Annotated in this window: 20 protein-coding genes; 10 read left to right on the forward strand and 10 right to left on the reverse strand. The window is 65.5% G+C overall.

The genetic code is table 11. The features are described 5' to 3' along the window. Complete coding sequence (locus IQ24_RS10455) at positions 1–1,044, reverse strand: YeiH family protein (protein WP_145397907.1); 1,044 nt, start codon at positions 1,042–1,044, stop codon at positions 1–3. 102 nt (positions 1,045–1,146) lie between these two features. Here IQ24_RS10455 and IQ24_RS10460 point away from each other — a divergent pair, with 102 nt between their 5' ends. The 4 genes from IQ24_RS10460 to IQ24_RS10475 all read left to right on the forward strand — a co-directional run bounded on the left by IQ24_RS10460 (position 1,147) and on the right by IQ24_RS10475 (position 5,552). Further along, positions 1,147–2,016, forward strand: coding sequence for a LysR family transcriptional regulator (locus IQ24_RS10460; protein WP_145397908.1), 870 nt, complete (start codon positions 1,147–1,149; stop codon positions 2,014–2,016). A gap of 87 nt (positions 2,017–2,103) precedes the next feature. Further along, positions 2,104–2,721 carry an NUDIX hydrolase gene (locus IQ24_RS10465; protein ID WP_145397909.1) on the forward strand — a complete coding sequence of 206 codons (618 nt, stop codon included), beginning with the start codon at positions 2,104–2,106 and terminating at the stop codon, positions 2,719–2,721. Between the two features lie 240 nt (positions 2,722–2,961). Then, a complete protein-coding gene (locus IQ24_RS10470) occupies positions 2,962–4,029 on the forward strand; it encodes a 3-deoxy-7-phosphoheptulonate synthase (protein WP_145397910.1) in 1,068 nt (355 codons plus the stop codon). A 107-nt stretch (positions 4,030–4,136) separates the two neighbouring features. Then, positions 4,137–5,552, forward strand: a complete 1,416-nt coding sequence (locus tag IQ24_RS10475; RefSeq protein ID WP_145397911.1) for an MFS transporter — start codon at positions 4,137–4,139, stop codon at positions 5,550–5,552. Positions 5,553–5,555: 3 nt separating this feature from the next. Here IQ24_RS10475 and IQ24_RS10480 read toward each other — a convergent pair whose 3' ends face one another. The 8 genes from IQ24_RS10480 to IQ24_RS10515 all read right to left on the reverse strand — a co-directional run bounded on the left by IQ24_RS10480 (position 5,556) and on the right by IQ24_RS10515 (position 15,468). Further along, positions 5,556–6,278 carry a 2OG-Fe(II) oxygenase gene (locus tag IQ24_RS10480; RefSeq protein WP_145397912.1) on the reverse strand — a complete coding sequence of 241 codons (723 nt, stop codon included), beginning with the start codon at positions 6,276–6,278 and terminating at the stop codon, positions 5,556–5,558. Positions 6,279–6,399: 121 nt separating this feature from the next. Next, positions 6,400–7,533: a M20/M25/M40 family metallo-hydrolase gene (locus IQ24_RS10485; protein WP_145397913.1), complete on the reverse strand. Its 1,134-nt coding sequence runs from the start codon at positions 7,531–7,533 to the stop codon at positions 6,400–6,402. Between the two features lies 1 nt (position 7,534). Continuing rightward, complete coding sequence (locus IQ24_RS10490; RefSeq protein WP_145397914.1) at positions 7,535–8,713, reverse strand: M20 aminoacylase family protein; 1,179 nt, start codon at positions 8,711–8,713, stop codon at positions 7,535–7,537. Positions 8,714–8,728: 15 nt separating this feature from the next. Then, complete coding sequence (locus tag IQ24_RS10495; protein ID WP_145397915.1) at positions 8,729–10,387, reverse strand: ABC transporter ATP-binding protein; 1,659 nt, start codon at positions 10,385–10,387, stop codon at positions 8,729–8,731. A 1-nt stretch (position 10,388) separates the two neighbouring features. Next, entirely contained in the window at positions 10,389–11,270 is an 882-nt protein-coding gene (locus tag IQ24_RS10500; RefSeq protein WP_145397916.1) for an ABC transporter permease, read from the reverse strand. Further along, positions 11,270–12,211, reverse strand: coding sequence for an ABC transporter permease (locus tag IQ24_RS10505; RefSeq protein WP_145397917.1), 942 nt, complete (start codon positions 12,209–12,211; stop codon positions 11,270–11,272). The genes IQ24_RS10500 and IQ24_RS10505 overlap by 1 nt, the downstream gene beginning before the upstream one ends. A gap of 140 nt (positions 12,212–12,351) precedes the next feature. Next, positions 12,352–13,938 carry an ABC transporter substrate-binding protein gene (locus IQ24_RS10510; RefSeq protein ID WP_145397918.1) on the reverse strand — a complete coding sequence of 529 codons (1,587 nt, stop codon included), beginning with the start codon at positions 13,936–13,938 and terminating at the stop codon, positions 12,352–12,354. A 33-nt stretch (positions 13,939–13,971) separates the two neighbouring features. Continuing rightward, entirely contained in the window at positions 13,972–15,468 is a 1,497-nt protein-coding gene (locus IQ24_RS10515; protein WP_145397919.1) for a M81 family metallopeptidase, read from the reverse strand. 129 nt (positions 15,469–15,597) lie between these two features. Between IQ24_RS10515 and IQ24_RS10520 the strand changes: the two genes are divergently transcribed. The 3 genes from IQ24_RS10520 (at position 15,598) to IQ24_RS10530 (ending at position 18,112) form a co-directional block, all read left to right on the forward strand. Continuing rightward, complete coding sequence (locus IQ24_RS10520) at positions 15,598–16,413, forward strand: IclR family transcriptional regulator (protein WP_145397920.1); 816 nt, start codon at positions 15,598–15,600, stop codon at positions 16,411–16,413. 91 nt (positions 16,414–16,504) lie between these two features. Further along, positions 16,505–17,458, forward strand: a complete 954-nt coding sequence (gene epsC, locus IQ24_RS10525; protein WP_242008075.1) for a serine O-acetyltransferase EpsC — start codon at positions 16,505–16,507, stop codon at positions 17,456–17,458. A 180-nt stretch (positions 17,459–17,638) separates the two neighbouring features. Continuing rightward, entirely contained in the window at positions 17,639–18,112 is a 474-nt protein-coding gene (locus IQ24_RS10530) for an Lrp/AsnC family transcriptional regulator (RefSeq protein ID WP_145397921.1), read from the forward strand. Here the strand turns inward: IQ24_RS10530 and hpbA are convergent. Beyond that, positions 18,109–20,145, reverse strand: coding sequence for an N-methyl-L-proline N-demethylase HpbA (gene hpbA, locus IQ24_RS10535; RefSeq protein ID WP_145397922.1), 2,037 nt, complete (start codon positions 20,143–20,145; stop codon positions 18,109–18,111). The genes IQ24_RS10530 and hpbA overlap by 4 nt on opposite strands. A 144-nt stretch (positions 20,146–20,289) precedes the next feature. On the opposite strand from hpbA, the gene IQ24_RS10540 reads away from it, so the two are divergent. The 3 genes from IQ24_RS10540 to kynU all read left to right on the forward strand — a co-directional run bounded on the left by IQ24_RS10540 (position 20,290) and on the right by kynU (position 22,996). After that, positions 20,290–20,952, forward strand: coding sequence for a TetR/AcrR family transcriptional regulator (locus IQ24_RS10540; protein ID WP_145397923.1), 663 nt, complete (start codon positions 20,290–20,292; stop codon positions 20,950–20,952). Between the two features lie 30 nt (positions 20,953–20,982). Continuing rightward, positions 20,983–21,720 (forward strand): SDR family oxidoreductase, encoded by a 738-nt coding sequence (locus tag IQ24_RS10545; protein ID WP_145397924.1) that lies wholly within the window; start codon positions 20,983–20,985, stop codon positions 21,718–21,720. A gap of 79 nt (positions 21,721–21,799) precedes the next feature. Further along, positions 21,800–22,996, forward strand: coding sequence for a kynureninase (gene kynU / locus IQ24_RS10550; RefSeq protein WP_145397925.1), 1,197 nt, complete (start codon positions 21,800–21,802; stop codon positions 22,994–22,996). Positions 22,997–23,027: the final 31 nt, after the last annotated feature.

The following is a 23,027-nucleotide window of genomic DNA, read 5'->3' on the forward strand; positions in this document are numbered from 1 at the left end:
TCAGGCCAGCAGAAGGATCAGCCCCAGCCCGGTCACGGCGATGAACGCCGTGGCCAGCGCGCCCAGAAGCAGCGGGCGCAGGCCCTTGCGGCGCAGCTTGTGGACGTCCGTCTCCAGCCCCATGGCGGCCAGCGCGATGGTCAGCAGGAATGAGGTCGCCGTGACGATCTGCCCATGCGTGGCCGGGGGGATCTCGATGACCGAGTTCAGCACGACCACCGCGATGAAGCCGAAGACGAACCACGGCAGGGGCGCGCGGGCCTCGGATTTGCGCCCGTCGCCCTGCGCCCGGCGCGAGGCCATGACGCCCAGCCCGATGATCAGGGGTGCCAGCATCATCACGCGCGAAAGCTTGGCGATGGTGCCGCTTTGGCCGGCCAACTCGCCTTGGGTGAAGGCGGCGGCGACCACCTGTGCGACCTCATGGATCGTGCCGCCGGCCCACAGGCCGAAGCTCTGTGGCGACAGGCCCAGCGGCCCCGCCAGCAGCGGATAGCCCAGCATCGCGATAGAGCCAAAGACGGTGACGCAGGCGATGGCATAGGCCACGTCCTCATCCTGCCCCTGCGTCACCGCATTGCAGGCGACGACCGCCGAGGCGCCGCAGACCGAGGTGCCAGCGGCGATCAGCTCGCTCAGCTTCCGGTCGACGCCAAGCGCACGCCCGGCCAGCTTGGTGAAGACAAAGGTCGACAGCAGCGTCAGCACCACCGCCGCCAGCGCGCCCGGGCCGATGTCGGCCAGATCGCCCAGCGTGATCTGGAACCCCAGCAGGATGATCGCAAAGCGCAGGATCCGGCGCAGCGAGAAGGCGACGCCCGGTGCCGTGCCCGGAACCGCGCCCAGCGTGTTGCGCAGGACCAGCCCCATCACCATCGCCACGACCAGCGGGCTCAGCGCCGCCAGACCCGATCCGCGCTGGACCACAAAGGCCAGCACCGCGATGCCCGTTGTCAGCAACAGTCCCGGCAGCAGCGGGGCGATCTGTTTTTGGCGGGGCAGGGGCGCTGGCGCGGAGGTCGGGGTGGAAAGGGAATGGTTCATCTGTCTGGGCCTTCGAATCTGGATTTATCTTCTTTGCACCCTCGGGCTATCAACAGTAAAACGAGTTATTCTTGTTTGATTGATCGATTGGATTGATGAATCGTGACGCTGGAGCAGCTTCGCATCTTTCTGGCCGTGGCCGGGCAGTCGCATATGACGCGGGCGGCGGGCATGCTGAACCTGACGCAATCGGCGGTCTCGGCTGCGATTGCGGCGCTTGAGGCGCAGCATGGCGTCCAGCTTTTCGACCGCATGGGCCGCGGCATCCGCCTGACGGCCGAGGGTGAGGCTTTCGTGCCCGTCGCCCGCGCGGTCCTGTCCGAGGCCGAAACCGCCCGCATCGTCTTGCAGGATCTGTCGCGCGAAACGCGGGGCACGCTGCGCATCCACGCCAGCCAGACCGTCGCCAGCTATTGGCTGCCGCAGCGTCTGGCGGGCTTTCGGCAGACCCATCCCGGGGTCGAGGTCCTGCTGCATTTCGGCAATACCGCCGAGGTCGCGCAGGCTGTTCTGGCCGGAGAGGCCGATCTGGGGCTGGTCGAGGGCCAGATTGCGCAGACCCAGCTTCTGCGCCGGGTCGTGGCGCAGGATGAGATGGTCCTTGTCATGGCCGAGGGGCATCCGCTGGCCAGCCGCCCCCTGTCGGCGCGCGAGTATACGGCGCTTGACTGGGTGCTGCGCGAACCCGGCTCGGGCACCCGCTCGGCCTTCGAGGCGCATCTGGGGCAGATGGATCTGACCGTGGCCGATCTGCGCATCGCCATGGAAATGCCCTCGAACGAGGCGGTGCTCAGCGCCGTTCTGGCTGGGGATATGGTCAGCATGGTCTCGCAGCGGATGGCGAACCGCTGGCGCGGCGTCCATGCGCGCCAGGTCGACTGGGCACCGCCGCCCTTGCGCAGCTTTACCGTGCTGACCCATCCGCAACGCCACAGCACGCGGGCGGCGCAGGCGCTGCTGGGCATCCTTTGACCGATGCGGTTTCGTCGCGGGTGGTGCGCTGCATCGCGGCCTGCTAAGCCTGCACGGATCAAGGCATCGACCAAGGATGAGGCCCAGATGACCGCGCCGCAGGAAACCCGGTTTTGCACCAATTGCGCGACTTCGCTTGAGCGGATCTCGATTGACGAGGACGGCGGCCCGAAAGAGCGGCTGCGCTGCCCGGCCTGCGGCTGGACCCATTGGAACAACCCCACGCCCGTGCTGGCCGCGGTGATCGAAAACGATCAGGGACAGGTGCTGCTGGCCCGCAATGCGCTGTGGGTCGAAGGCATGTTCGGCCTGATCACCGGCTTCATGGAGGCAGGCGAATCGCCCGAAGAGGGGATCTGCCGCGAGGTGTTCGAGGAAACCGGCCTGCGCGCTATGGCCCTGCGGCCGATGGGCGCGTGGGAGTTCCTGCGGATGAATCAGGTGCTGATCGCCTATCACGTCCGCGCCGATGGCGAGGTGACGCTGTCGCCCGAGCTGGTGGAATATCGCTGGCAGTCCCCGGCCGAGGTCAAATGCTGGCCCGCAGGCACCGGCTATGCTTTGGCCCAATGGGTGCTGGAAAAAGGGCATCAGCCGCGCTTTGACGCCTTCCGCCCCGGCCAAAGCCCCGAGCCCGATCCGGGGAAATGGCCGCCCCGCCCGTGGCAGGCCGACGCCCGGTTTTTCGACGCGCCCGAACTCTGACGGCCTCAGCCGCAAAAAGGGGATGACAGCGGCGTTTCAAGTGCCTATGTTCTGGGGCATGTCGCATATCGCCACCTACACCGCATCGTTTTATTGGTTCCGCTGTCCCCAGCGGATGCGGATTGCTGTGTAAGCTCGATAGGCGCGAAACACCCGATCCAAACAGCCGCTGGTCTGACCGGCGGCTTTTTTGTCAGATGCCCCCCGGTCCGACCTCAGAAACCTCAGAGAGTATGACCCATGGCCCCCATTCAGACTGACAACCTTCGCATCGCCGAGCTGCGCCCGCTGCCCGCCCCGGCGGATCTGGCCCGAGAGATCCCGCGCGATGACGCGATATCGCAGACAGTGACCGATTGCCGCCAGGCGGTGCGCGACATTCTGGCCGGGCGCGACGATCGCCTGCTGGTCGTCGTCGGCCCCTGTTCGATCCACGATCCGAAATCGGCGCTGGAATACGCCCAACGCCTGACCGAGCTGCGCCAGCGTCTGGCCGACCGGCTGGAGATCGTCATGCGCGTCTATTTCGAAAAGCCGCGCACCACGGTCGGCTGGAAGGGGTTGATCAACGACCCGCATCTGGACGGCTCGGGCCGGATCGAGGAAGGGCTGCCGCTGGCCCGCCGCTTGCTGTTGCAGATCAACCAGCTTGGCCTGCCCGCCGCGACCGAATTCCTTGACCCGATCATGCCGCAGTACTTCGCTGACCTGATCGCCTGGGGCGCCATTGGCGCGCGCACCACGGAAAGTCAGATCCACCGGCAGTTGGCCTCGGGGCTGTCCTGCCCGGTGGGCTTCAAGAACGGCACCGATGGCGGCGTGCAGGTGGCGCTGGATGCAATCCGCTCGGCCCGCTCGTCGCATTCCTTCCCGGCCATCACCGCCGAGGGGCGCGCGGCGATTGCGACCACCACCGGCAACCCCGATTGCCACGTCGTCCTGCGGGGCGGCAACAAGGGGCCGAATTTCAGCCCCGCTCATATCGACCAGCTGGCGGCTTCGGCCGCAAAGGACGGGATCGATCCGGGCATCGTGGTTGACGCCAGCCACGCCAACAGCGGCAAGGACCCCGAGCGTCAACCCGAGGTCATCGCCGATATCGCCGCGCGCATCCGCGAGGGCGAAACCCGCATCCGGGGCGTCATGCTGGAAAGCCATCTGGTCGGCGGACGTCAGGATCAGGTGCCGGGCCAGCCGCTGACCTATGGCCAAAGCATCACCGACGGATGTCTGGGATGGGAGCGCACGGTCGAGGTGCTGGAGCTTCTGGCCGAGACGGCCGGATCGCGCCTGCAGCAGGCCGCCTGAGGGCAATGCCCGCTTGCCAAGCGGACTGACCGCTCCTAAGCCAGCCCTGTCCCCTTGGGGGCAGGGCCGACCACTTCTGGGGCCGCGCATGATCTGTGAGAGCTTCGATGACTGACAAAACTCCGGGCTGGGGGGCGCTGCTCTCGGGCAAAGATGGCATTCGCTCGCTGGCACTGGCCGGAGGCGTCGCGCTGCATGCGATCAACGTCTATCTGGTGACGACGATCCTGCCCTCGGTCGTGCGCGACATCGGCGGGTTGGACTATTATGCGTGGAACACGACGCTGTTCGTCATCGCCTCGATTGTCGGGGCGTCGCTGGCCTCGCGTCTGCTGCGCCGGGCTGGTCCGCGCCGCGCCTATGTCATGGCGGCGGCGCTGTTCGGCTTCGGCACGCTGATCTGCGCGCTGGCCCCCAGCATGCCGGTCATGCTGGGCGGGCGGCTGGTGCAGGGCGCGGGCGGAGGCGTCTTGCTGGCGCTGACCTATGCAATGATCCGCATCGTCTTTCCGCCTGCGCTGTGGCCCCGGGCGATGGGGTTGGTGTCGGGCATGTGGGGCGTGGCCACGCTGATCGGCCCGGCGCTGGGCGGCATCTTCGCCGACCTGGATGCGTGGCGCTGGGCCTTCGGCAGCGTCATCCCCGCCGTGATCCTGTTCGCCGTTCTGGCCTTCATGGTGCTGCCTGCCGAAAACCCGGCCGAGACGCCGGACGACCGCCCCGGCCGCCTGCCTGCCTTCCAGCTGGCGCTCTTGTGCGTGATCGTGCTGACCGTCTCGGTCGCCAGCGCCAGCAGCAGTCTGGCGGTGAACCTGTCGGGCATGGTCATTTCGCTGCTGCTGATGGCCGCGCTGGTCATGGCCGAGCGGCGGGCCGAGGTGCGGCTGTTCCCGCGCGGCTCGCTGTCGCTGAAGACCCAGCTTGGCCTTGTCTTTGCCACCATGTCGTTCCTGTCGATCACCGTCACCTCAAGCGAGATTTTCGTGCCCCTGTTCCTGCAGGTGCTGCACGGCCAGTCGCCGCTGGTGGCGGGCTATCTGGCGGCGATCATGGGCGGGGCGTGGAGCGTGGGCTCGATCGCTTGTTCGGGCGCGCGTGGGGCGGCGGTGCCGCGCATCATTCTGGCCGCACCGCTTCTGGCGATTGCCGGCATGGTGGGGCTCGCGATCCTTGTGCCGCCCGGCAGCACCGGGGGCTTTGTCGCCATCGCCTCGATTTCCGTCGCGCTGTCGCTGGTCGGTCTGGGGGTCGGCAGCGGCTGGCCGCATCTGCTGACGCAGGTCCTGCAGGTCGCGCCCGCGGATGAGCAGGTGCTGGCCTCGGCCTCGATCACCACGGTGCAGCTGTTTGCCACCGCCGTTGGTGCGGCGCTGGCCGGGATGGTGGCGAATATGGGCGGGCTGACCGATCCCGGCGGGTTCACCGGGACCAGTGCGGCCTCGCTGTGGCTGTTCGTGGTCTTTGCGATTGCGCCGGTGCTGGGTCTCTTCACCGCGCTGCGCGTGGCCCGAGCGCTGCGCTGAGACCTAAGCGGCGTCGTGAAAGATGATGCCCAGCGTGTGCCGCAGGCCGCTGCGCAGGCTGCTGACTCCGTGGCGCATGTTCACGCGATAGGTGCCGCGCGTGCCCTGCACGGGGCGGTGGTGGACGGCGAAGGCCACGGCATCGCCTTGCTGCAGCGGCACGACCTCGACCCGGCTTTGCATGCGCGGGCGCTGCTCGGTCAGCACGAACTCACCCCCGGTGAAGTCGCGGCCCGGTTCTGACAGCAGGAACGCCACCTGCAGGGGGAAGGATAGGTCGCCGTAAAGGTCCTGATGCAGGCAGTTGAAATCGCCGGGCACGTATTGCAACAGCAGCGGCGTCGGGCGCTGCTGCCCGGCGGCGTGGCAGCTGTCCAGATAGGTCTGATGCGCGGGCGGATAGCGCAGATCAAGGCCCATCCGCTGGTTCCAGCCATTCGCGACCAGTACCAGCCGGGGGTAGAGCGCCTGACGCAGCTCTTGCACCAGCGGCGGCAGCGGATAGCGGAAATAGCGGTACTCGCCCTTGCCGAAGCCGTGTTTCGCCATGTGGATATGGCTGCGGAAATGCTGTTCCTGCGGATAAAGGGCGGCCAGATCGCGGCATTCAGCGGGGCTGAGGACAGAAGGCAGGCGGGCCCAGCCGCGACTGTCCAGTTCCTGCTGAAAACCCTGCCAGTCCATCGCCTGAAAGCGGTCTGCGGAAAATTGGCTGCTGTGGTCCATGGCGTGATCCCTGACATCTGACGGGATCAGGGATGGCATGGGCGCGGGGCGCGGACACCTCGTTCCTTGCGGTCAAACCGCAGGGGGGTGGCCCCGCCTGTGACGGCGGGGCCGGTTTGGATCAGTTGAATTCCATGAACATGCCGGCATGGAATTTCGCGCGCTCGACAAGGCTTTCCTCAAGGATATGTTCGTTGAGGGTGTGCAGCCCCGCCCCGCGCACGCCGGTCGAGTCGATGGTCGGGATGCCCAGAGCGCCGGTGAAGTTGCCGTCCGAGCCGCCGCCCGAGGGTTCGTGCTTCAGCTCGAACCCGATGCGCTTGGCGACATTGGCGGCCACATCGAACAGCGCCAGATCCTGCGGCTGGCCGGGCTTCCAGACCGGGCGGGTGACGCCGCGCGTGACGATGAATTCGACGTCATTCGCGGTTTCGCCCAGATCCAGCATGGCCTTGACGCCGCGCTCCAGATCCTCGTCGGTCTTGGCCATCGACAGCACCTCGGCAAAGCACGAGGAGGACACGCAGTTCACCCATTGCCCGGCATGGATCACGCCGACCGAGAAGGTGCAGTCTTCGGTGGTCATCGCCTCGATCTCGGGGATCTTGCGGGCCATCATGGCGATGGCCGAGCGGCCCTCTTTCAGCGCCCAGCCCGCATGCGAGGGCACGCCGCGGGTTTCCAGGTTGAAGCGGGCGATGGCGAAGCGGCCGATGACGCAGGAATGGTCCTTATGCGCAGGTTCGGGCACGACGACATACCGGTTCATCAGCGCTTCCTGCTCGATCAGGTCGCGCGTCGCGGGGGTGCCGATTTCCTCATCCGGGGTCAGCAGGAAGGTGACGGGCAGGGGCGTGACGATGCCTGCGCGCATGATCTGGCGCATGGCCTCCAGCGCCACGAAATTGCCGCCCTTCATGTCCTGAATGCCGGGACCGTACAGCTTTCCGTCCTCGCGCCGCCAGGGGTTCTGGCTCAGCGTGCCGACCGGATGCACCGTGTCCAGATGGCCCGAGACCAGAATGCCCGGCTTGCCCTGATCGGGGTGCGGGAACTTGACGCGCAGCGAGGGGCCAAGGCCCATGCGGCCCGGAATAACCTCAAGCGAGGCGCCCGCAGCGGCGCAGTCATAGGCCACCACATCGACGACGCGGGCCAAAGCGGCGGCGTCGAAAGTGGGGCTTTCGGTCTCGATCCAGGGCCGAAGACGGCGGATCATGTCCTCATTGTCGAATTTCAGGTCGAGAAATGACATTTCAGGCGGCTTCCTTGCTCAGCGGCATGCGGTGTTCGACAAGACGGGCATAGATGGAGGATCCAATCGGCAGGATCGCGGGATCCAGCACGAAGGCGGGGTTGTGCAGCGCGGCCTGACCGCCATGCATCACGTTGATATAGGCCCCCGGAACGGCGGCGGACATGTCGGCGAAATCCTCGGACCCCATGACCTGCGGGCCGTCGTCCGAGACATTCTCGGCGCCCAGCACATCGGCGGCGGCGGCCAGATAGGCGTCCGAAAGCTCGGGCTCGTTCACCAGCACGTCGAAGACGTTGCGGATGTCGACCTCGATCTCGATGCCATGGGCCAGCGCCAGACCGGCGCAGAGCTCGCGCATGCGCTTGGCGACCAGATCCATGACCTCCTGGTCGAAATAGCGCACGGTGCCGGTGATCGTCGCGGTTTCCGGCACGATGTTATAGGCCGAGCCGGTGTGGAACTGGGTACAGGACAGCACGCAGGGCTTCACCGGGTCGATGTTGCGCGACACGATCGTCTGCAAGAGGCCCACGAGTTCGGCCCCGATGACCAGCGCGTCCTTCGACTGGTTCGGCTGCGCCGCATGGCTGCCCTTGCCCTTGACGTGAATGTCGAAGAATGAGGCCCCGGCCATCATCGCGCCCTTGCGGATGCGCGCGGTCCCCAGTTCTGAAAACGGGGCGTTGTGCATGCCGTAGACCTCATCGACGGGGAGACGCTCGAAAAGGCCCTCGGCGATCATCCGGCGCGCGCCGCCCAGACCCTCTTCGGCGGGCTGGAAGATGAAAACGGCGGTGCCGTCGAAATCCCGCGTCTCGGCCAGATATTGCGCCGCGCCCAGCAGCATCGTCGTGTGCCCGTCATGGCCGCAGGCGTGCATGCGGTCGGGGTTTTTCGAGGTATAGGGCAGGCCCGAGATTTCCTGAATCGGCAGCGCGTCCATATCGGCGCGCAGGCCGATGCGGCGGTTGCCCTGTCCCTTGCCGCGCAGGATGCCAACGACGCCGGTTTCGGCGATGCCGGTGTGGACCTCGTCAAAGCCCCATTCGTTCAGCAGCTTTTCGACCACGCCCGAAGCGTGCTTTTCCTCGAACCCGATCTCGGGATGGGCGTGCAGGTCTTCGAACACCGCGCGCATCTGCGGGGCGTTCTCCTCGATGAATTTGATCAGTGCCATGTCTTTCCTCTCAAATCAGGCAACCAGCGGCTTGTGCGCCGCGAAATCCCAGAAACGGCCCGGGGCCGCGTTGATCAGCGCGCGGGTGTATTCGTGCTGCGGGGCGTGCAGAACTTGCCCGGCGGGGCCCTGTTCGACCACCTCGCCGCGCTTCATCACCAGCACCTCGTCGCAGATCTGGGCGGCGACGCGCAGGTCATGGGTGATGAAGATGATCGCGATGCCGGTCTGGCGCTGCAGTTCGTCCAAGAGGTCCAGCACCTGCGCCTGAACCGAGACATCCAGCGCCGACACCGCCTCATCTGCGACCAGCACGTCGGGGCGCAGCATGACGGCGCGGGCAATCGCGATCCGCTGGCGCTGCCCACCCGAGAACTGGTGCGGATAGCGCTTCAGCGCATCCTCGGGCAGCGAGACGATCTGCAACAGCCGCTTGGCCTCGGCAATCGCCTCGGCATAGGGCACGCCATAGTTCAGCGGCCCCTCGGTCAGCGAACGGGCAATCGTCCAGCGCGGGTTCAGCGAGCGGAAGGGGTCTTGAAACACCACCTGCAGCTTCTTGCGCTTGGGCTTCATGGCCGAGGTCGACAGATGCGCGATGTCATCGCCTTCCAGCAGGATCTGCCCCTCGGTCGGCTCGATCAGGCGCATGATCGAGCGCGCGACGGTCGTCTTGCCCGAGCCGCTTTCGCCCACGATCCCCAGCGTCCGGCCCGGCGACAGGTCGAAATTCACCCCATATGAGGCGCGCACCTCGGATTTCTTCGCCAGAAACCCGCCCGAGCGGTAGGTCTTGCCCAGATCCTTGGTGACCAGCACCGGCGTCGCACCGGCGTCGGGGCGGGGTTCGCGCGGGATCAGGCTGGGCACGGCCGAAAGCAGCTTCTTGGTGTAGTCGTGGCGCGGTTCCTCCAGCACCTGCCGGATGGTCCCCGTCTCAAGGATCTCGCCATGGCGCATGACGCAGACGCGGTCGGCGATCTCGGCCACGACGCCCATATCATGGGTGATGAACAGAACGGCGGTGCCGTGCTTTTCCTGCAATTCGGCGATCAGCGACAGGATCTGCTTCTGCGTGGTCACATCAAGGGCGGTCGTCGGCTCATCCGCGATCAGCAGGGCAGGCTCAAGGATCAGCGCCATGGCGATCATGATGCGCTGGCGCTGGCCACCCGAAAGCTGGTGGGGGTAGCTTTCGAAGATGCGCTCGACATCGGGCAGGTGCACCTGCTCCATGATGTCGATGACCTTCGCCCGCTTTTCCGAGGCCGACAGCCGCGTGTGCAGGTCCAGCACCTCCATGATCTGCGCGCCGACCTTCAGCACCGGGTTCAGCGCGGTCATCGGTTCCTGAAAGATCATCGCCAGATCGCGCGCGCGGCGCTGTTTCATCTGGCCGGGCGACAGGGTCACAAGGTTTTCGCCCTTCAGACGGATCTCTCCGCCCCTGACCTTCAGCGCGTCCTTGGGCAGAAGCCCCATGGTCGCGAGCGAGGTGACCGATTTGCCCGAGCCGCTTTCGCCCACCAGACAGACGGTTTCGCCGTGGCGGATGTCGAAGCTGATGCCCTTCAGGATCGGCGGCAGGACGGATTTGCTGCCGACCTCGACCACCAGATCCTTGATTTCCAGCACGATGGGCTCGGCCGAGAAGTCCTTGTTACGAAGCTCCATCTCAGGCCTCCCGTTTCTTCATGCGCGGGTCAAGGGCGTCACGCGCCGCATCCCCGATGAGGTTGATCGACAGCACGCAGATCGTCAGCAGCAGGCCGGGCCACAGGATGATGCCGGGGTTGATGCGGAAATATTGACGGCCCTCGGCCATGATGTTGCCCCAGGTGGGGATCTCGGTCGAAATGCCCGCGCCCAGGAACGAGAGCAGCGCCTCGGTCAGGATCGCCGAGGCGACGATATAAGTGCCCTGCACGATCATCGGCGCCATGGTGTTGGGCAGAAGATGCTGGAACAGGATCTTCGGCGTCGATGAGCCAAGGGCGAGTGCGGCCTCGACATAGGGTTCCTCGCGCGCGGTCAGCACGACCGAGCGGACAAGGCGCACGACGCGCGGCACCTCGGGGATGGTGATGGCCATGATGACCGACCCGATCGAGGGGCCGTTCAGCGCCACCAGCGCGATGGCGATCAGGATCGAGGGCATCGCCATCAGCGCATCCATGGCGCGCATGATGATCGCATCGGCAATGCGGAAATAGCCCGCAACCAGACCGATCAGGATGCCAAAGCCAAGCGCGACCACCGCCGCGCAAAGGCCGATCAGCAACGAGATCCGCCCGCCCAGCACCATGCGCGAAAAGAGGTCGCGGCCAAAGCCGTCGGTGCCCAGGATATGCTCCTCGGAGGGCGGCTTCAGCCGCATCAGCGGGTCCATGGCCAGGGGATCATGGGTGGCGATCCAGGGCGAGAAGATCGTCACCAGCACGACCGCCAGCAGCATGATCGCGGCGATGAACGGCCCGAAGCCGGTGTGCGAGGGCGAGATCTGGGAAAGCAGACGCAGCGTCAGAGGCTTGTCCGCAGCGGAACGAGACGTGTTCATCAGTAGCGGATCCTCGGGTCAAACAGTGAATAGGACAGGTCGATCAACAGGTTGACCGCGACGTAAAGGGTCGCGGTCAGCAGGATCAGCGCCTGAATGACGGGATAGTCGCGCGCCAGCACCGCATCGACGGTCAGACGCCCGATGCCGGGGATGTTGAAGATCGTCTCGGTCACCACCACGCCCGAGATCAGCAGCGCAAACCCCGCGCCGACGATGGTCGCGATGGGCACGGCGGCGTTCTTCAGCGCGTGGACGAACAGCAGCCTGCGGTCACCGACGCCCTTGGCGCGGGCGGTGCGGATGTAATCCTCGTTCAGAACGTCCAGCATGGCGGCGCGGGTCATCCGCGCGATCAGCGCGATATAGATCGAGGCCAGCGTCAGCGCGGGCAGGATCGCGCGCTCCATGAACGGGGCGATGCCTGCGCTGAGCGGCTTGAAGCCCTGCGGCGGCAGCCAGCCCAGCTTGACCGAGAAGATCAGCAGAAGCACATAGCCCACAAGGAAGACCGGGACCGAAAAGCCCAGCACCGAGAATGACATGACCAGATAATCGACCCAGGTGCGGTGCTTCCAAGCGGCGATGACGCCCATTGGAATGGCCACGCAGATGGCGATGATGATGGTCAGCACCGCCAGCGAGATCGACGGGCCCACGCGCTGTGACACAAGGTCCAAAACCGGCACGCTGGAAATCAGCGAGGTGCCGAAGTCTCCATGCAGGATGCCGCCGATCCATTTGACATATTGGGTCAGCAGCGGCTCGTTCAGGCCCATCGCGTCGCGGATGCGCTCCAGCGTTTCGGGGGTGGCGTTGTCGCCCGCCAGAATCGCGGCGGGGTCGCCCGGCGTCAGGCGCAACATCAGGAAAACAAAGACGGATACCAGGAACAGGACCGGAATGACCGACAGGATCCGTTTGAGAATATAGGTCAGCATGAAGGGCTCCGCTGATCTGGAATGAATGAGGATGAGGGGCGCGCGCGGGGGGTGGAGTGCCCGCAACAGTCAGGGCTGGGATCTGGGTCCGAACCGGCCCCGTTCGGTGATGAACGGGGCCGGAAGGGGTCAGGCGGTGATCATTCCTCGGTCTTCTTCAGGCCCCAGAACACCGGCACGGCGGTCGGCGCCATATCGGTCAGGACCGCGCGGCGCGCCTGCGGGAAGTTGTATTCCCCCAGCGGCACATAGTTCACCACGCCGATGGCATGGGCCTGGATCTTGTCGGTCACGGCCTTCTGTTCTTCCGGGGTCTTGGCGTCGATGAATTCCTGACGCAGTTTTTCCATCTCGGGGTCGTCCGGCCAGCCGAACCAGGCCTGATCGCCGCGCCCGTTCAGCATGACGTTGTTGATCGGGCTGGCGATTTCCGAGATCTGCCAGTTCGTGAAGAACATGTTCCAGCCGCCCTGCGCCGGCGGGTCCATCGAGGCGCGGCGGGTGACCAGCGTCTGCCAGTCCATCGGCTGCATGTCGACGGTGAAGCCCGCATCGCGCAGCTGCTGGGCGGCGACGACCGGCTGGGCCTTCAGCGTCGGGCCGTCGGTCGGCTGCATCAGCACGACGGGGGTGCCGTCATAGCCTGCCTCCTCCAGCAGCTTCTTGGCCCCGGCCGGGTCGCCTTTGGCCACCAGCGTCTCGGTTCCGGTGGTGTTCTCGAAAGGCGTGCCGCAACCGAAAATCGCGCCGCAGACCTTGTAATACTCGGGGCTGCCGGTCAGCGCGGCCAGCACCGGTTCTTGCGACATGGCCATCAGCGCCGCCTTGCGGATCTGCGGATTGTCGAAGGGCGGATATTTGAAGTTCATCCGGCCCATGGTCTGGAAGCCGTATTCGGCACGCTTTTCGACGACGACCGTATCATCGCCCTCCAGCAGCGGGATCAGGTCGACCGGCATGGATTCGATCAGGTCGATATCGCCCGATTGCAGCGCGTTCACCGCCGTCTGGCTGTCCGACATGGTGACCCATTGGACCTTGTCGACATTGACGACCTTGCCGCCCGCATAGCCCGAGGCGGGTTCGCTGCGCGGCACGTAATCCTCGTTCTTGGTATAGGTGACGCCGACGCCGGGCTGGAACTCCTCGGGGACGAATTTGAACGGGCCCGAGCCGATATGTTCCTGAATCGCCTGATCGGCGGGGGTTTCGGCGATGCGCTTGGGCATGATGAAGGGCGGCACGCCCGACTGTTTGCCGACCGTCGCAAGGAAGGGGCCGAAGGGCTCTTTCAGCTTCCAGACGATGGTTTTCTCGTCCGGCGCCTCGATCGATTCGGTGACGTCCATGATCATCTGGCCGCCGGTGTCGCGCTTGCCCCAACGCTGCAGCGAGGCGACCACATCCTCGCCGGTCACGGGCGCGCCATCGTGGAACTTCAGCCCCTCGCGCAGGGTGAAGGTATAGGTCAGCCCGTCGTCCGAGGCCGCGACCTCGGCCATCTGCGGCTGGATGTTGAACTGCGCATCCTCGGCCAGCAGCACGTCATAGATCATATAGCCGTGGTCGCGGGTGATATGGGCGGTGGTGATGATCGGGTCCAGCACCCGCAGGTCCGAGTGCATGACCGCGGTCACGGTCGTCTCGGCCAGCGCGCCACCGGCGGCCAGCGCCAGAACGGAGGCGAAAACTCCGGTTTTCAGGGAAATCGTCAGGGGTCGGTTCATTGGCGGTTTCTCTCTCTGTTGGTAGGCTCTTGGTTATTTCTGCTGGCCGAAGACCGGACCCAGCGGGCGCAGCCGCATGCCGGGGCGCAGGCTGGTCCATGGCAGCGACGAGGGGCAAAGCGGCATCGCCCCCGGCGCGGTCGCGACAAGGATGGTTTCGGCAATGGGCTCAAAATCGGCGCGGAAATGGACCGAGCTTTTGTTCACCAGAATTTTCTGGGCCTCGGGCTCGATCCCGACCATGCGGTAGAAGTTGCGGTCGGCCATCTGGGCGATGTGGCTGGTCACCACGACCCGCGTGCCGCCGATCTGCAGCGCGGCCGAGGGGCCCATGTCGATATGCGTGCCGCCGTAATAGGGCCCCGTGGCATGCACCTTGCCGTCTGACAGCGCCGCGACCGTCGCCCGCGTCAGGAAGGGCGCATCCCCCGCAATGCCCGAGCGTCCGCCCAAGGCCACCTCGATCTGCGCGCCGACACCGGCGGCATGGGCGGCCTTGGCGGCTTCGGGGTCGTGGAAATTGCCAAGGGCAGCATCCTGCGCATCGCAGGCGACCAGCGCGCGCAGCATGCCCGTCGTATCGGACGAACCGCCCGCACCGGGGTTGTCCTGCGTGTCCGCGATGATGACGGGCTGGCGGGCCTCGGCCGCCAGTCGCATAGCCACGCGCACGGCATCCTCGGGGTCGAAGGCCTGACCGGCGAAATCGGGCTCGTGCGCCAGAAGCGCGCCCGCGATGGCGTCGGCATGCGCCTCGACCGCCGCCGCGTCGGGGCCATAGGCAAAGACCGCCGGGCCGCAGCCATCGAAATCCGAGGCCGGGAAGCCCATGAACAGCGATGCCGTCGCGACACCTGCGGGCAGGTCGCGGGTCATCTGATAGAGGCCCTGCGCGGGCTGCATATTGGTGTATTGCCAGCTGATCGGGATCAGGTAATCGACCGCGCGCATGGCCTTCGCCCAAAGCTTGCCCGAGCGCAGCATCTGGTCCAGCGCCTCGGCGGCGCGCCAGCCGGTCTCGGCCATGTCGATATGCGGATAGGTGCGGAAGCCCACCATGATGTCGGACAGATCGAACATCTGCGGCGTGATATTTCCGTGCAGATCCAATGAGATCGAGATCGGCACCTCCGGGTGGATCTGGCGGATGCGGGCCAGCAGTTCCCCCTCTCCGTCGGGGTGATGCTCGGCCACCATGGCGCCGTGCAGGTCCAGATAGATCGCGTCCAGCGGCCCGGCGTCGCGCAGGCCCTGCAGGATCTCGGCGGCGATCGCCTCATAGGCGTCGCGCGTCACCGGGGCCGAGGGGATGGCCCCCGTCCACAGAATCGGCACGACCTGCCAGCCGGCCTTTTCGGCAAAGTCGAAGGCACCCGCCATGCCCAGATTGACGCCCCGGATCGCCTCGCGCAGCGCCGCGCCCCTGGTCATCGGGATATATCCGCCGCCTTGCTGAAACGCAGGCAGATCTGCGGGCGCGCTGGCGAAGCTGTTACTTTCGTGCAGGAACCCGGCGAAGGCGACTTTCATGGGCGGTGCGGAACCTTTTCATCAAAATGCGAGATATGTATCGACAGGCGATACAAATATATCGAAGATGATTCCTGTAGACCGACGCTCTGTCAACAAAATTTCCCTGAGGTCAGTTAGGAGGCAGTTTTGTTTCGTGAATTGAACGGCGTACCGGCATTTGACCCGCAGGAAGCCGAAAAATTCGGCAATGATCCCTTGTTCGTTCGTGCCGCCGCGCGGGCCGTTGCCGTCATGTCGGTGTTTGAGTTCGCGCATAAGCCCTTGACCCTGAACGAAATCGGAGAGCTTGCAGGACTGGACCGCAGCGCCGCGCAGCGCATGGTCCACACGTTGCAGCAACTGGGCATGATCGTGCGCGATGAACAGGATCGGGGCTATCTTCCCGGTCGGCGGGTGCTGACCATGGCCTGCTCTCACCTGCGGATGAACCCGGTTCTGCGCCACGCGACCCCGATTCTGCTGGAGTTGCGCCGCCGCACGCGAGAGCGGGTGGATATGTCGCTCTGGGACGATACGCGGATGATCTATGCGCTGCGGATGCCCTCGAAGCATGAAATCTTCACCGCGACGCTGACCGGGAATACGGTGCCGGTCTATTGCACCGGGGGCGGCCTTGCGGTGCTGGCCCATCTGCCCGATGACGAGATCGCCTCGATCTTCGAGCGTTCCGACCGCACGCCCTTCACCGCCGACACCTTCACCACGCTCGACGAGGTGATGGCCGAGGTGACCCGCACCCGCGAGCGCGGCCATTCCGTCGCCGTCAGCCAGCTTCTGCGGCATGAGATCGCCATGGGCGCGGTGGTGACCGATCATTCGAACCGGCCTCTGGGTGCGATCCATCTGGCGGGCTCGCTGGACGAACACACGCCCGAGGAATTCCAGGCGAAATTCGCCCCCCTGCTGCGGCGCGCGGCCCATTCGATGCGCGACTATCGCTGAATGTCGTACTGAGGGGCGGCGGCAGGTTGCGGGGCGCTTCTCTTGGCAAGGGCGCGCGCTTGGGTTAGCGCAGGCTGACCTGACACAGCCGATGAGGGCGCCAGTGCGCATGGAGAACGCCAAGCAGGGCCAGGACGAACTGTCCGGGCAACCGCACGACCTTCGGGACGTGGCTGAAAAGCTGCGCCTGATGCGGACGACCTCATTGCATCAGCGCTATTCGGGGAAACCTGCCCCGGCCCTGCCGTCCCGGTTCGAGATCATGGCGATCTTGACCGATGTGATCGGCGTGCTTTACCCCCGCCATCACGGGCCTGCCGGGCTGCACCCGGATGAAGTTGACGGTTATGTCGATCTGACGCTGCCCTTGATCCGCGACCGGCTGGCCCGGCAGATCGAACTGGAGCTGATGCTGGACGTGACCGCTGACCCGGTCCTTTGCCGCCAGCGGGGCATCGAGGCCGCCGCCAGCTTCATGGACAGCCTGCTGCGCATCCGCGACCTGCATGACACCGACATCACCGCCGCCTATGCGGGCGATCCCTCGGCCAAAAGCCTGGATGAGGTGGTGTTCTGTTTCCCCGGCGTCTCGGCCGTGCTGCGCCACCGCATTGCGCATGAGATCTTCCTGCTGGGCGCGACGATGATCGCGCGGGTGATCTCGGAATATTCGCATTCGGTCACCGGTATCGACATTCATCCCGGCGCACAGATTGCCGCCGCCTGTTTCATCGACCATGGCACCGGCGTGGTGATCGGGGAAACTGCGATCATCGGGCGGAATGTGCGGCTTTATCAGCAGGTCACACTGGGCGCGAAACGCTTCGAGGCGGATGAGGACGGCACTCTGGTCAAGGGCCAGCCGCGCCACCCGGTCATCGGCGATGATGTGGTGATCTATGCGGGCGCGACGATTCTGGGCCGCATCACCATCGGGCAGGGCTCGATCATCGGGGGCGGGGTCTGGCTGACGAATGACGTGCCGCCCGGGTCGAATGTGATTCAGGCGCGGCCCAAGCTGACGACATTGCGCAGCAAGGGCTGACGCGGACAGTTAGTCCTGAAACTTCAACCTGTTGCGGGTCCGGAAAGGTGACAAAAACCACCCACGCGGCAGCAGGGATCGTGTTTTCTCACAATAAAGACGATAAAAGCGATAGACATTAACATAAATTCAGAGAATACTTTTCCCCGCCAAGACCGACTACGCAGGGAGCGAGGGGCAATGACCGACCTGGATCTGATCGACCGCAAGATCGTCGCGGAGCTTATGCAGGATGCGTCCCTGCCCATCGCCCAGATCGCGGACAAGGTCGGGCTGTCCCAGACCCCGTGCTGGAAGCGCATCCAGAAGCTTGAGGCGAACGGCATCCTGGTCAAGCGCGTCGCGCTGGCCGACCCGCATCAACTGGGCTTCGGCATCGTCGTCTTTGTGGAAATCGAGGCGCCGAACCATACCAGCGAATGGCGCGAGACCTTCACCACCGCCGTCAACACCCTGCCCGAAATCATGGAGGTTTACCGCATGGCCGGGCATATGGATTATCTTCTGCGCGTGGCCGTGCCCTCGATGGAGGCGTTCGATGGGTTCTACAAGCGGCTGACGGATGCGGTGCCGATCAAGAATGTGACCTCGCATTTCTCGATGGAGCGCATCCATTTCACCACGGCCTATCCCGTCGACACCCGCAACCGCTAAAGATCCTTGACCAGCCGCAGCGCGTCATAGATTGCGGCATGGGTGTTGCGCGCCGCGACCGCGTCGCCGATCCGGAAGACGCGGAAGCTGCCCTCGGGATTGGCCGCCACCGTTTGAGGCGCGCCCGCGATCAGCGCGTCATAGTCAACCTCGCCCAGATTGCGCGACAGCGGCTTCAGGTCGAAATAGAGGTCATCCAGAGGCCGCGTGCCGTGGTTCACCACGACCTGATCGACGATGCGGTCGCGGGTCATGTCACCGTAATCGCTGCCCAAAGTGGCGCGCAGCTGATTGCCCTCGCGCACCACCGATTGCAGCCGCCAGGTGACGGTGAAGGTGGTGTCCAGCCGCTGCAGGCTGCGCATATAGGGCACAAGGTTCATCGCCATCACCTCGGGCGAGAAGGCGCGGTCGGGGGTCACGATTTCCACCTTCGCGCCGGTCTGCGCGATCAGATCGGCGGCCTGCAGCGCCGCATGATCGCCCGCATCGTCATAGACCAGCACATTGCTGCCCGGCTTCACATCGCCCGACAATATGTCCCAGGCCGAGCAGACAAGGTCATTGCCCGCGCCCAGCACCTCGGTATGGGGCAGGCCGCCGGTCGCGATGATGACCTCATCGGGGGAGGTCGCCAGCACCTCATCGGCATCGGCGAAGGTGTTGAAGCGGAAGTTCACGCCATGCTTTTCGCATTGGGCCATGCGCCAGGCGATGATCGAGATCATCTCGCGCCGCCGTTCCTGCAGGGCGGTCAGGCGAATCTGGCCGCCGGGCTTGTCGGCGGCCTCCAGCACGGTGACCGCATGCCCGCGTTCGGCGGCGACCCGCGCGGCCTCGACCCCCGCCGGACCCGCGCCGACGATGGTCACGCGCTTTTTCTCAGGTGCCACCGGGATTGTGTGCGGCATGGTCTCTTCGCGTCCCGTGGCGGGATTGTGCAGGCAGAAGGCCAGCCCGCCCTGATAGATCCGGTCGAGGCAATAGTTCGCGCCGACGCAGGGGCGGATGTCATCCTCGCGCCCCTCGATCACCTTCCGCACCAGATGCGGGTCGGCCATATGCGCCCGCGTCATGCCGACCATATCCAGCTTGCCGCTTTCGATCGCATGGCGCGCCGTGGCCACATCGGGGATTTTCGCGGCATGGAAGGTCGGGAAGCCGGTGGCGGCGCGAATCTCGCCCGCGAAATCCAGATGCGGGGCGTTCTTCATGCCCTGCACCGGGATCACATCTGTCAGGCCCGCGTCAGTGTCGATATGGCCGCGAATGACGTTCAGGAAATCGACCAGACCGCTGTCTTTCAGCATCTGGGACACCTGCACGCCCTCGGCCTTGGTCATGCCGCCCGGTTGCGCCTGATCGCCGGTATAGCGCAGGCCGACGATGAACTCCTCGCCGCAGCGCTGGCGGATCTCGCGCAGGACGTCGAAGGTGAAGCGCAGCCGGTTTTCCAGACTGCCGCCATAGGGCGCGTCCAGATCATTGGTCAGCGGCGACCAGAACTGCTCCAGCAGGTGGCCATAGGCCTCCAGCTCGATCCCGTCGACGCCCGCGGCCTTCATCCGCTCGGCGGCATCGCCGAAATCCTTGATGATGCGGGCAATGTCCCAATCCTCGATGCGCTTGGGGAAGGCGCGATGGGCGGCCTCGCGTTCATGGCTGGGGGCGACGACCGGCAGCCAGTCGGCTTTGTCCCAGCGGGTGCGGCGGCCCAGATGGGTCAGCTGGATCATCACCGCCGCGCCATGGTCGTGGCATTCGTCGACCAGCTTCTTCATCCAGCCGACGACCTCGTCCTTATAGGCGAGGATATTGTTGAAGACCGGCGGGCTGTCCTTCGCGACCGCAGCCGAGCCCGCCGTCATGGTCAGCGCCACCCCGGCCTTCGCCCGCTCGACATGATACAGCCGATAGCGGTCCTTCGGCATCCCGTCCTCGGGGTAGGCCGGTTCGTGGCTGGTGATCATGATCCGGTTGCGAAGCGTCAGATGCTTCAGCTTGTAGGGCTGGAGAAGAGGGTCGTTCGTCATCTCTGGCTGCCTTGGATAGGGGTGATTTCGGAACGCTGCCGGAAATGTTCACTTGTGTCAATTTAAACTACGCATGTGTACCCTGCTTGGGCGGCGACGCACATTCCGGTTGCGCGCCGGGGGCCGCGCCATTAGCGATAGGGCATGGCAGAAGATGCACCCTCCGAGACGGGCTGGCGCGGGTCGCCGGAAGGCTGGCTTGAGGCCGCCTATGAGGCGCTGATCGACGGCGGCATCGACGCGGTCAAGATCATGCCGCTGGCGCAGCGGCTGCGGCTCTCGCGCACCAGTTTCTATTGGTTCTTCAAGGATCGTGAGGCGCTGCTGACCGCGCTTCTGGATCGCTGGGACCAGCGCACCACGCAGCCCCTGATCGCGGCGGCCACTGCCTATGCCGAAACCCAGGCCGAGGCGATCCTGAACGTCATCGGCAGCTTCCTTCCGCCCGAGACCTTCGATGCCAGGCTGGAATTCGCGGTCCGCAGCTGGGCTTTGCAGGATGCAGGCGTCATGTCGCGCCTGCATGCCGCGGATGAGCACCGGCTGACTGCGCTGCGCGATCTCTTGATGAGATGGGGTCATGCGCCGCTTGACGCCGATGTTCGGGCGCGCACGATCTATCTGGTGCAGATGGGCTATATCTCGATGCAGCAGCGCGAGCCTCTGGCCCTGCGGCTGGAGCGCATCCCGGCCTATGTCGAGATCTATGGCGGCATCCGCCCCGAACCGCGTGAGATGGCGCGGTTCCACGCCCGCCACAGCGAAGCGGATGACATTGCCACAAGCGGGGTCGCTGGTCCAAGCTGATCCGAACAACCGGACAGGGGGACAGATCCGATGCGGCTTCGGCAGAAAACCATTCTCGTGACAGCGGCGGGTCAGGGCATTGGTCGCGCAAGCGCCATCGCTTTGGCCGCCGAGGGTGCAAGGGTCATCGCGACCGACCGCGATGAGGGCCTGCTGGCGGGCCTCGACGGGATCGAGACCCGCGTGCTGGACGTCACCGACGCGGGCGCGGTCAGCGCCATCGCCGCCGATCTGGGGCCGCTCGACGGGCTCTTCAACTGCGCGGGGGTGGTCCACAACGGCACGCTGCTGGACATCACCGATGCCGATTGGGACTTCGCCTTCAGCTTGAACGTCACCGCGATGATGCGTCTGGCGCGCGCCTGCCTGCCGGGCATGCTGGAACGCGCGTCGCAGACCGGGACGGCCTCGATCCTGAACATGGCCTCGATGGCGTCATCGGTGAAGGGGTTCACGAATCGCACGGCCTATGGGGCCTCGAAAGCGGCGGTGATCGGGCTGACCAAGGCCATCGCCGCCGATTTCGTCACGCAGGGCATCCGCTGCAACGCGCTGTGCCCGGGCACGGTCGACACGCCCTCGCTTCAGGGCCGGATCGCGGCCTCGGCCGATCCGGTGCAGGCCCGGCGCGATTTCATCGCCCGCCAGCCCATGGGGCGGCTGGCAACGGTCGAGGACATCACGCCGATGGTGGTCTATCTGCTGTCCGATGAAAGCCGTTTCGTCTCGGGTCAGGCGGTTCTGGTGGATGGCGGCGTGACCATCTAGGGCGGGCCGCTTGCGCATCGGCATCGCTTGTGAGGTAATCGCCCGATGCCACGAGCGCATGCAACCGATGAAGGCTTCGATGACCACTGATTTCAACGCGACCCGCGCGATGTTCGACCTGCCCGAGGGCGTGGTCTATCTGGACGGCAACTCTCTGGGGCCGTTGCCGCGCGGGGTCGAGGCGCGGCTGGCCTCGGCCGTGCGCGAGGAATGGGGGCGCGAACTCATCAAGGCCTGGAACACCGCAGGCTGGATGGAGATGCCGCGCCGCATCGGTGACCGCATCGCCCGACTGATCGGGGCCGAGGCGGGCCATGTCGTCATGGGCGACACGCTGTCGATCAAGGTGTTTCAGGCGCTGGCGGCATCGCTGAAGATGAATCCGGAACGGCGGGTGATCCTGTCGGACACCGGGAATTTCCCGTCCGATCTTTATATCGCGCAGGGGCTTAGCGAATTGCTGGGGCAGGGCTATATCCTGCGCACCGTCGCGCCCGAGGACGTGATGGCGGCGATTGACCCCACCATCGCCGTCACCCTGATTACCGAGGTCGACTACCGCACCGGTCGCCGCCACGACATGAAGGCGCTGACCGCACGCGCGCATGAGGTGGGGGCGCTGGCGATCTGGGATCTGGCGCATTCGGCGGGCGCCGTGCCCTTGCAGGTGGCGGCGGATGGCGCGGATTTCGCCGTGGGCTGCACCTATAAATACCTGAACTCGGGCCCCGGCGGTCCGGCCTTCATCTATGTCGCGCCGCGCCATGCCGATCTGGCGCGCCCGGCGCTGGCGGGCTGGATGGGGCATGAGGCGCCCTTTGCCTTCGATCAGGACTATCGCCCCGGTCACGGGATCGAGCGGATGCGCGTCGGCACCCCGCCGATCCTGCAACTGGCCGCGCTGGATGCCGCGCTGGATGTCTGGGACGGCGTCGACATGCAGGATCTGCGCGCGCGCTCATTGCAGCTGGCCGACCAGTTCATCGCGGGGGTCGAGGCCGCTTGCCCGGATCTGGTGCTGGCCACGCCCCGCGATCCGGCGCAGCGCGGCTCTCAGGTCAGTTTCGCCCACCCCGAGGGTTATGCCATCATGCAGGCGCTGATCGCCCATGGCGTGATCGGCGATTTCCGTGCGCCGGACATCCTGCGCTTCGGCTTTACGCCGCTGTATCTTGGGACCGAGGATGTGGCGAAGGCCGTCGAGATTCTGGCGCGCATCATGGCCGAAAAGCTGTGGGACCGGGATGAATACAGGACCCGTGCCCGCGTGACCTGAGGAAGACGCCCACCGGCCCGAAGAAAGCGTG

The sequence above is a fragment of the Paracoccus sulfuroxidans genome (genome assembly GCF_007830335.1).
Taxonomy (GTDB): Bacteria; Pseudomonadota; Alphaproteobacteria; order Rhodobacterales; family Rhodobacteraceae; genus Paracoccus; species Paracoccus sulfuroxidans.

Excerpts from the sequence above, each read along its gene's own strand:
- IQ24_RS10455 (WP_145397907.1), bottom strand. The coding sequence starts at position 1,044 with ATGAACCATTCCCTTTCCACCCCGACCTCCGCGCCAGCGCCCCTGCCC.
- IQ24_RS10465 (WP_145397909.1), top strand. The coding sequence starts at position 2,104 with ATGACCGCGCCGCAGGAAACCCGGTTTTGCACCAATTGCGCGACTTCG.
- IQ24_RS10470 (WP_145397910.1), top strand. The coding sequence starts at position 2,962 with ATGGCCCCCATTCAGACTGACAACCTTCGCATCGCCGAGCTGCGCCCG.
- IQ24_RS10475 (WP_145397911.1), top strand. The coding sequence starts at position 4,137 with ATGACTGACAAAACTCCGGGCTGGGGGGCGCTGCTCTCGGGCAAAGAT.
- IQ24_RS10480 (WP_145397912.1), bottom strand. The coding sequence starts at position 6,278 with ATGGACCACAGCAGCCAATTTTCCGCAGACCGCTTTCAGGCGATGGAC.
- IQ24_RS10485 (WP_145397913.1), bottom strand. The coding sequence starts at position 7,533 with ATGTCATTTCTCGACCTGAAATTCGACAATGAGGACATGATCCGCCGT.
- IQ24_RS10490 (WP_145397914.1), bottom strand. The coding sequence starts at position 8,713 with ATGGCACTGATCAAATTCATCGAGGAGAACGCCCCGCAGATGCGCGCG.
- IQ24_RS10495 (WP_145397915.1), bottom strand. The coding sequence starts at position 10,387 with ATGGAGCTTCGTAACAAGGACTTCTCGGCCGAGCCCATCGTGCTGGAA.
- IQ24_RS10500 (WP_145397916.1), bottom strand. The coding sequence starts at position 11,270 with ATGAACACGTCTCGTTCCGCTGCGGACAAGCCTCTGACGCTGCGTCTG.
- IQ24_RS10505 (WP_145397917.1), bottom strand. The coding sequence starts at position 12,211 with ATGCTGACCTATATTCTCAAACGGATCCTGTCGGTCATTCCGGTCCTG.
- IQ24_RS10510 (WP_145397918.1), bottom strand. The coding sequence starts at position 13,938 with ATGAACCGACCCCTGACGATTTCCCTGAAAACCGGAGTTTTCGCCTCC.
- IQ24_RS10515 (WP_145397919.1), bottom strand. The coding sequence starts at position 15,468 with ATGAAAGTCGCCTTCGCCGGGTTCCTGCACGAAAGTAACAGCTTCGCC.
- epsC (WP_242008075.1), top strand. The coding sequence starts at position 16,505 with ATGAGGGCGCCAGTGCGCATGGAGAACGCCAAGCAGGGCCAGGACGAA.
- IQ24_RS10530 (WP_145397921.1), top strand. The coding sequence starts at position 17,639 with ATGACCGACCTGGATCTGATCGACCGCAAGATCGTCGCGGAGCTTATG.
- hpbA (WP_145397922.1), bottom strand. The coding sequence starts at position 20,145 with ATGACGAACGACCCTCTTCTCCAGCCCTACAAGCTGAAGCATCTGACG.
- IQ24_RS10540 (WP_145397923.1), top strand. The coding sequence starts at position 20,290 with ATGGCAGAAGATGCACCCTCCGAGACGGGCTGGCGCGGGTCGCCGGAA.
- IQ24_RS10545 (WP_145397924.1), top strand. The coding sequence starts at position 20,983 with ATGCGGCTTCGGCAGAAAACCATTCTCGTGACAGCGGCGGGTCAGGGC.
- kynU (WP_145397925.1), top strand. The coding sequence starts at position 21,800 with ATGACCACTGATTTCAACGCGACCCGCGCGATGTTCGACCTGCCCGAG.